General features: G+C 56.5%; 8 protein-coding genes. 6 read left to right on the top strand and 2 right to left on the bottom strand.

Features of this window, described 5'->3' with window-relative positions:
* Positions 1-307: recombinase family protein (locus GVI59_RS14155; protein WP_173574824.1), on the top strand; the 307-nt coding region annotated here is incomplete at its 5' end.
* Positions 304-1083, top strand: a complete 780-nt coding sequence (locus tag GVI59_RS14150) for a helix-turn-helix domain-containing protein (RefSeq protein WP_081105755.1) — start codon at positions 304-306, stop codon at positions 1081-1083. The genes GVI59_RS14155 and GVI59_RS14150, both read left to right, overlap by 4 nt.
* Before the next feature lie 85 nt (positions 1084-1168).
* Here GVI59_RS14150 and GVI59_RS14145 read toward each other — a convergent pair whose 3' ends face one another.
* The gene (locus tag GVI59_RS14145) at positions 1169-1687 is read right to left on the bottom strand and encodes an aldo/keto reductase (RefSeq protein WP_242013119.1); all 519 of its coding nucleotides are present in this window, start codon (positions 1685-1687) and stop codon (positions 1169-1171) included.
* A 522-nt stretch (positions 1688-2209) separates the two neighbouring features.
* Between GVI59_RS14145 and GVI59_RS14140 the strand changes: the two genes are divergently transcribed.
* Positions 2210-3121, top strand: a complete 912-nt coding sequence (locus GVI59_RS14140; RefSeq protein WP_006560376.1) for a tyrosine-type recombinase/integrase — start codon at positions 2210-2212, stop codon at positions 3119-3121.
* Positions 3122-3140: 19 nt separating this feature from the next.
* Positions 3141-4331 (top strand): IS91 family transposase, encoded by a 1191-nt coding sequence (locus GVI59_RS14135; RefSeq protein WP_039906093.1) that lies wholly within the window; start codon positions 3141-3143, stop codon positions 4329-4331.
* A gap of 396 nt (positions 4332-4727) precedes the next feature.
* Here the strand turns inward: GVI59_RS14135 and GVI59_RS14130 are convergent, their stop codons facing one another.
* Positions 4728-6257 carry an LA2681 family HEPN domain-containing protein gene (locus GVI59_RS14130; RefSeq protein ID WP_173571123.1) on the bottom strand — a complete coding sequence of 510 codons (1530 nt, stop codon included), beginning with the start codon at positions 6255-6257 and terminating at the stop codon, positions 4728-4730.
* Positions 6258-6707: 450 nt separating this feature from the next.
* Between GVI59_RS14130 and GVI59_RS14125 the strand changes: the two genes are divergently transcribed.
* Positions 6708-7793, top strand: coding sequence for an MBL fold metallo-hydrolase (locus GVI59_RS14125; RefSeq protein WP_173571124.1), 1086 nt, complete (start codon positions 6708-6710; stop codon positions 7791-7793).
* A 2-nt stretch (positions 7794-7795) separates the two neighbouring features.
* Positions 7796-8623 (top strand): hypothetical protein, encoded by an 828-nt coding sequence (locus GVI59_RS14120; protein ID WP_173571125.1) that lies wholly within the window; start codon positions 7796-7798, stop codon positions 8621-8623.
* Positions 8624-8723 lie beyond the last annotated feature (100 nt).

Here is an 8723-nt window from a genome sequence, read left to right as displayed (position 1 = left end):
GGAGAAAATCGACACTTCCTCCGCAGCCGGAGAGCTGATCTTCCACGTCTTCGGCGCCATTGCGCATTTTGAGCGGCGACTGATCTCAGAACGTACACGCGACGGGATTGCGGCGGCGAGGGCAAAGGGCAGGTTGCCGGGGCGGCAGCCGCTCGACAGCGACAAGGTAAGCGCGGCGCTGAAACTTATCGCGGCGAGCGTGTCGCCGGCTGAAGCGGCGCGTCAGCTCGGGATCGGGCGATCGACCGTCTATCGCGAGATGAAGCGACTTGGCGTCGCGCGGCCGACACCATCGGCTGTATCATGACAACAGACGATCAAGTGGTTCTCAGCGCGCGAGAGAAAGAAGCGCTGCGTCTGCTTCTGGTCGGCCATGACGCAAAATCCATTGCCAATACGCTTGGTCTGTCGGTGCACACAATAAATGACCGCCTACGCGATGCACGGCGCAAGCTGGGCGTTTCGAGCAGCCGTGAAGCTGCCCGACGTCTCGCCGAGATGGATGGGGGCACCCCCAATTTTGTCGGCCCCAAGGAAATTGGGGGTGTCGAAGCAGCTTCTTCGGTGGATAGGGCCAAAGAGCCAGAATTGCCGCGATCATCGGGGCATCGCCTGGCGTGGCTTACCGGAGGAATGCTTATCATGTCTCTTATCATTGCGGCCGCAGCGCTTTTGACCATCAGCGGGCAGGACGACGCCCGGGTTTCCGCCCAGAATATTTCGACAAGCATTGCCCGTCCTGCCGAAACAAAGGCATCGGCGGATGCCCGCAAATGGGTCGAATTGCTTGATGAAGGGCAGTGGGATGCAAGCTGGCAAGCCGCAGGCACACTGTTCAAGGCAAAGATCACCTCGGCGCAGTGGGCCACTACGATCCAGTCTGTACGACAACCGTTGGGACGCCCGTCATCACGCACCTTCCAAAGCGTGATGCAGACAAAAACGCTGCCGGGCACGCCGGCGGGTGACTATCAGATCATTCAGTTCCAGACGCGTTTCGCTAACAAACCCAACGCGGTTGAAACCGTCGTACTTTCTCGTGAACAGCCATATTGGCGCGTTAGCGGATATTTCATCCGCTAACTTCCGTGCTGCTTGCCGTTGTTCAACAAAGAAACAGCGACTTGCCCTCAGACAAGATCACGCTACCCAGACGTTCTTCTACTGTTCATGCTAAACGTTGTTTAGCGTACTTTCCACACGATGGCCTCTCATAGCGGTATGCAAAAGGAGATGGATCGTGCCACATCGTACCACCTGGCGGCTGGGGAGCGGCGGTCAGCAATCGGCCAACCTTGGTGGACAGGACGAATTCATCTCGTGGCCGCGTATGCAGAAAATGACCAAACCGCCGCTCACTCAGACCCAGACCATACCAAGGCGATGTGTCAAAATAACGCACCCCTGAAGCCCATGCGGCTTCCAGCGCAGCTTCGGCATCTTCATCCGTACCAGCCGCGAAACCGTTTCCAATGGGAACCCCACCAAGTCCTATGCGCGTCGGAGGACGAAACCGCTGACCCGTCTGAGCCACGTTCAGGGGCAATGTGTTACGGACCACGTTTCCCAGGGTAAGGGTCACGTCGCCAGCATGCTGTGCGTCCTGCGCCTGTCCGCTTCGTGGCATCAGAACCGCAGCGCTTCCCAGAGCAGAAAGGGCGAGAAGATGGCGTCGGGTGGCTGTCATCGCGTTCTCGTATGGTATGGATGTGACTTCTAATGCTCTTAGCCGATCAGGGTTTCAAACTGTCTGCCCCTGCTCGGGAAAAATCACGTCATCGTGTCACTTCTTTTCATTGCTTTGTTCGGGGAAGAGCATCGGATTCCGACGGAAAGCGTTTTCCTCATTCCGCAATGGTTATTCCTGCTGAACCCCTTATGTGGGGAAGCTCTACAGTCGGGTCTCGCTCTGCTTCTGAAGTTACCGTCAAGCTGATCCCGGCATTTGGCAAAATCCTGAAACGTATTTTGGTCAGTGTCTGCTTTCAGGAAGCTTCCGCTCTTCCGCTTCCGTCTTACATGTAGGCGACTGCCGCCTGTCTGCTCCTACATCACTGAGCAGACAGGCGGACTAGGGGGGAAGAACGAACCCGCTACGCGGGATTGGTGCGGTGTGCAGGTCTGTCACCACGGCGTGAGCGATCTGTTTTATTTGGAACTGTCCTGATCGGGCCAAGCACTCTGGCTTCTTCCCACTAGAAGGAGCCAGATGATGACAGAGTCCCTGTGCATTGCTGCAATCAGTCCCCTTCGCCAGCGCCTGCTTGATGACATGGCGGTGCGGCGGTTCTCCCGGGAGACGCAGCGCAATTACCTTCGAGATGTCGGCCGTTTCGCCACGTTTCTGGGCCGCTCACCCCACACGGCAACAGTCGAGGATGTGCGCCAGTTCCAGATTGCTCAGAACGCGGCTGGCATGCCGACACCGACCATGAATGCCATCGTGTCGGCGCTGCGGTTTTTCTTCACCCAGACGCTCGACCGCCCCGACCTTGCACGCAAGCTGGTCCGGGTAGCGCAGCCCCGCAACCTGCCCGTCGTGCTGAGCCGTGATGAAGTTGCCCGGTTGCTCAACGCGACCGTATGCCTCAAGCATCAGGCCGCCCTGTCGGTCGCCTATGGGGCAGGCCTGCGGGTGGCCGAGGTCGCAGCTCTCAAGATCAGCGATATCGACAGCGAGCGCATGCTGCTCAGGGTCGAACGGGGCAAAGGGGGACGATATCGCAACGCCATGCTTCCGGCAGACCTTCTGCCCCTGCTGCGGGAGTGGTGGAAGGCCGGACGCCAGCAGGGCGTGATGCATTCCGGTGGCTGGCTTTTTCCCGGGCAGGACACCATGAGGCCCATCAGCACACGGCAGCTCCATCGTGTGGTTGTCGATGCCGCGCGGGCTGCTTCGATCACCAGACGTGTGGGGCCTCATACCCTGCGGCACAGCTTTGCCACGCACCTGCTTGAGGATGGTGTTGATGTCCGCGTGATCCAGGTTCTGCTGGGTCATTCCCGCCTGGAGACCACGGCCCTTTATACAAAAGTTGCGACACGGACCGTGCGGGCCGTCATCAGTCCGCTCGACAGACTGGGCATGCTGGCGACAACGCAGGCGAGGCCCGACGGCTGATCCCCGGGCGGGGGCGGTCATGTCCGCCTCCCTCGAACTGGGGGACATCTTCCGGGCTGCCGGCCCTGCCTGGCGGTCAGCCCATGCCGGCCGTCTCCCCCTGCAGCAGCTCAAGGTCATGTCGGCGATCGAACACTGTCGCACGGCGGCCCTTGGTGGTCATGTCGCGGCCTGCGGGGACTGTGGACACTGGCGGATCGCCTATAACAGCTGTCGCAACCGTCATTGTCCGCGCTGTCAGGGAAACGCCGCGCGGACATGGCTGGCCGAGCGGGAGGCCGATCTGCTGCCGGTCGGGTATTTTCATGTCGTCTTCACCCTGCCTGCGCGGATCGCCGACATCGCGCTCCAGAACAAGGCCGTTCTCTACGCCCTGCTGTTCCAGGCCGCCTCGGAGACGATGATGACGATCGCCGCCGATCCCCGGCATCTGGGGGCGCGCATCGGCATCACCGCCGTGCTGCACAGCTGGGGTTCGGCGCTGACCCACCATCCCCATGTGCACATGATCGTGCCGGGTGGCGGTCTCTCGCCCGATGGCCAGCGCTGGATCTCATCGCGACCGGCTTTCCTGCTGCCCGTTCGCGTGCTGGGCAAACTGTTCCGCCGCCTGTTCCTGACCCGGCTGCGCGCACTTTTCGATGCCGACCGGCTGGCCTTTCGGGGGCAGCTTGCCCCTCTGGCAGACCGCCGTGCCTTTATGCGGTATCTGGCCCCTGTGCGCAGCACGCGCTGGGTCGTCTACGCCAAACCGCCTTTTGCCGGTCCTAAAGCAGTGCTGGCCTACCTGTCGCGCTATACCCACCGTGTCGCCATCTCGAACCGCCGCCTCCTGGCGTTCAACGAAAACGGCGTGACGTTCCGCTACAAGGACTACCGGCGGGACACGGCCCACCAGCAGCAGGTCATGACACTCGCCACGGATGAGTTCATCCGCCGCTTCATGCTGCATGTCCTGCCACGGGGATTTCATCGCATCCGCCATTATGGCCTACTGGCCAGTTCCAGCCGCAAGGCCAGCCTCGCCCGGGTGCGGGAACTGCTGAATGTCATATCCACACCAGCGCCAGAAGTCCCGGAAGCCGAACCGGTCACGCCACCGCCGTGCCCATGCTGTGGTGGTCCGATGGTCGTCATCCAGATCCTTCCCCGATGGTGCCAGCCCCGAGGGCCGCCACAGGCGAGTGATCCAACCAAGGGATCACCATGACAGCCCGCAGATACGACAGCATGACCGATCCCGATGTCGGAGTGGCTCCGCGCCGGCAAACCGAGGCTCCTGTACGCATCACTGAAAAAATCGGGAAAATTGCTGCCTGCACCGCCAGTTCTGACATCGCGTCATGCAGATCCGGTCACAAAAACCCGTTCCAGTTCCACAAACGCACCTGTATGCTCTGGCTCAGGCTCTCCCACGGGGTGGCGCCAGTTGCAAATTCTCCATAACTGAGTCCCGGTGTCGCGGGTTCGGTCTTCCCAGACTTTCGTACGCCTCGCGGCGCCCGAAACCCTTCAGGGCAACGGAATGTCGGCTTTCGGATCACAATTTAAATTACCTGACACCCAGTCAGACCAAAATACTATTATCCTGACAAGGCAGTCTTTTTTAATGTGGATCACGGCGCTTCCACCGATCTTCGAACAAGTAAAGTGGCATTGATCCAACCATCTCTTCCGAATCATCACGCAACTTCTTGCGCTCTTCATGCCTAATCGCGAATGACACATAAAACAAAGCCGATCGCGCAATCTGCATTACCCGGATCGCCTTCGATTCCAGTTCGTCGCTCCCAATGGCAATCCCAAAACTACTGGTGTTGGAGGGCTCGATCGGGAGCGGTTTGGCCCAACCCATGCTTACACGCAGATAGGTGTGTTCAAGAGCGTTGCGGATCGCATGGAGTTCTCGGGCATCTGCGGACGTTGTCTGCTTGAGTTGATCGTCAAACAGTTCCTTTGAGAGCCAATAGAGTCCTCGTAGAGACCAATTGTTTGATTCTGCGAACTGCGGAAGCAGTCTCTGTTTCTTTTCGACCATCCAGACATTCTTGAAGCTGATATGCGCGGGTATCTTTCCCAATTTCCAATACCGGTCGATCAAGAATGCAATCTTGTCGAGTAAGGAATATGCGATACGAAATGCTGTGCGCACCCTCTCGCTCGCAAGTGAATAGAGCGGGTAATCGAGCGTATTAGTGAGCGTGACCCCACGGTCGGAGAAATGGACCCGTGTGCTACTCATTCCTTCGAACAGCATGTAGCGCGCCGAGACGTATTCCTGTTTCATTTGGCTAAAAAAGCCGATAATCGGAGGCGGTGAATAGTCACCGGGCCGCTCGTCGAACCTCTCCCTAATGCCGGGCAACATCAGGTCATCGGTCGCTGCGGCGAGATACGGTCCCAGATCGTTCAATGGGCTAAGAAACAGCCGTTTATCGAGGCACCACTGACGATAAGCGCGTTCCACTTTCGACCGGCCCTGTTCACCCTGATCGAGATTCTGCATTGCTCGCGCAGCATCGACATTGACCGCTCTTCCAAGAGCCTCGGCCATGTCCTTGAATTGCGCAATGACGGACAGAAAGTCGGCAGAGTCATACACCGCATCCGGCGCCATTGCCTTGCAGAAACTGTCATAGGCATGGAGCGCCAGAATGGTTCGCTCTTGATTGTCATCGATCATACCGGCATATTGCCTAAGTCCGGCACCGCGATTACCGAGAGCCTTCGCGAAGTGCGGATCAATGCGGAGCGCCTCGTCCCAACCGGCGATTGCATCGATCGAGCGACCGACCCTGTCGAGCAGATTGGCACGATTGGTCAGTATCTGGCAGCGCCGTCCATTATCAAGTTTCATGAACCCGGGATGGCTGGATGCGCGCGTGAACGCCAACATCTCTTCCTGAAGTTCTACACTCTCCCAAGACCAGGATTGCCGAATATTAGCAATCTGTGATCGCGTAGCCCACGCATTAGCCCGGAAATATTCCGCCAGCACAGCTAGTTCTTCGGTGAGTGGCCTTTTTGTAAGCTCATCAAGCAAGTACAATGCGCGCTTCGCACCGCGTTCAAATGCAGCATCACAGGAATCGTCGATCAGCCGACCGATATGTTCGAGTGCCTCGTCGTCACTCATTTTTGTAATGCTGCGTTCGCAGCTTTTATTAAGAGCTTCGAGATTAGGCTGATTGGACAATTTGACTGGCTCTCTGGATTCTGGCTGAGGAGGAGGACTCATGATAATTTTGAGTTGCTCGGCCACGGTGACGCCTATCAAGGGGCTACCAGGGGACGAAGATCAGCAATTTGTTGCGTTAAGTGCTTACGTTGGAACGGGGGGGAGCAGAAGGTCTGCTATTAGGCATGAAATTTCAATAGTGAACGTTTTTATGATAAAGGTGTCCAGAGTTTGAGCTGAAGTCACCAGTTTTACATGATGAGGAAATGAGTTCCCGGCGTTGGCTAATCGCTCGTGGAAAAAGCCTCTACATCGTCTTGCAAAAGCTTATGACGCTTTCCATCTATATCTAGTCGCAGCTTGTGTAGTGATATCGCATTAATTTTTTCTCGGAGAAAAGAACACCTAATGGCTGATTTCTTTGAAATAGATTTCTTAGGTGTTGAAACAAGCAAGAGCGGCGATGCAATAGCAATTCGCTATGAATTGGCAGGACAGACGACCATCCACGTTGTTGATGGGGGTTATACTACCAGCGGGGAGCGTCTTCGAGATCTCATCAACAAGTACTACGACAATCCGGCATTCATCGATCGCGTGGTCGCGACGCACAACGATGGGGATCACGCACGTGGCCTGGTCGCAGTTCTCGAACATTTTGAGATCGGTGAACTATGGATGCTCCGCCCGTGGGAGCATGCGGAAGAGCTAATTGAGCATTTTGATACCTATGAGAGTGTACCACACCTGCAAGGCGCCCTGCGGCGTGCTTACACTAACCTTGCAGCTCTTGAAGATATAGCGATTGACAAGGGCATTCCAATCTATGAGCCGTTCCAAGGGGCGCAGATCGGTGCATTCCACGTCATGGCCCCCTCGCGCGAGCGCTACCTCGACCTCATTTTAACGTCGAACAAGACGCCGGAAAGCTCGGGTATGGAATCCAGAATCGACAGTATTTTGGGTACCATCGTGGAGAAGGCGAAGACAGTGGTCGCGTTGCTCCGAGCATCATGGGGAGCGGAAGCCTTTCCGCCAGGAGATACGAGCAACGAAAATGAGATGAGTGTCGTCCAGTACGCGACTCTGAATGGCAAGAAAATCCTGTTGACTGCTGATACGGGACGAAACGGTCTACAGGAGGTAATCGACCATGCACCATATGTCGGTTTGACCCTTCCGGGGATCGACCGGTTCCAAGTTCCACACCATGGTGGGCGGCACAATGTTAATGCGGATCTGCTAAACGCTATTGTAGGCCCAATTCTCCAGGAGCCGCAGGAGACCGGGCATTTTCAGGCCTACATCAGCTCAGCGAAGGCAGATGAAGACCATCCCCGTAAGGTCGTACAACGCGCGCTTATCCATCGTGGTGCAAATCTTCACATGACCGAGGGCCAAAACATCCGTACGTCGGGTGGTGCCGCTCCGTCACGGCCAGATTACACGCCATTGGTGCCGACCGCATATCCCGATTCCTATGAGGAGGCTTGACGGTGGCAATACCGATCCCGAACGGTATTGCACAGCTATTCGATAGCTATGGTCGGCAGGCCAGACTGTTTCCTGCTCTTCTAACGATTTTTCCTCCCCTTCTTACCATACTGGCATGGTTCCCGTGGCTTCTGCTTTCCAGTGGCGGTGCGACACTTCTTACATTAGCGACATCATGCGGCCTTCTATACGCTCTTGGCTCGTATGCTCGCACCAAGGGTAAGCGGATTGAGCCAAAACTACTTAAGAGGTGGGGCGGATGGCCGACAACACTACTTTTGCGCCATGACAGCGAACTCGATCAGCATACCCGGCTGCGTTATCACACATATCTGGCGGGCGTAGTGCCCGAAAGTCTATCCTTCCCCACGGTTCAGGAAGAGCAAGCGAATCCCGCAGGCGCTAATGCGGTGTATGATTCAGCAATACGATGGTTGAAAGAAAGTACTCGAGGTAAAGAGTTTGCGATGGTGGAGCGCGAGAATGCGCAATACGGATTTCGTCGTAATTTGCTGGGCCTCAAGCCTTTCGCACTCACCCTTTGCCTCCTGACGTTGGTCATCACGATGCTCACAATTTTTAACAAAGCCCCTAATCTCGTGGATTCCATAAGAAATTGTGACTTTGCGGCGTTAGCAAAAGTAGCATCTGATCTTGGCCCCGCTATCCTAGCAACATTTGCGGTCAATCTGTTTGCCATGCTTGCGTGGTTTTTTGTCGTGACCAAGCGCTGGGTTCGGGAAGCCGGGTTCCAATATGCCTACGCTTTACTCGCCGTGTGCGATATGACAACCAACGCGACGAATAAGAAAAGGAAAAAGGCTGTTTAGTGGACAAGGATCAGATCAATCTGCCAGCAGACATGCTGCCGCGTCCCTTCCGATGCGAGGTCAATATGCACAATGCGGGTTTTCTATAGCACGCCTATAT

Source organism: Acetobacter sicerae, from assembly GCF_011516765.1.
Taxonomy (GTDB): Bacteria; Pseudomonadota; Alphaproteobacteria; order Acetobacterales; family Acetobacteraceae; genus Acetobacter; species Acetobacter sicerae.
Note: the sequence above shows the minus strand (reverse complement) of the source record. Positions and strands in the feature narration are given on the sequence as shown.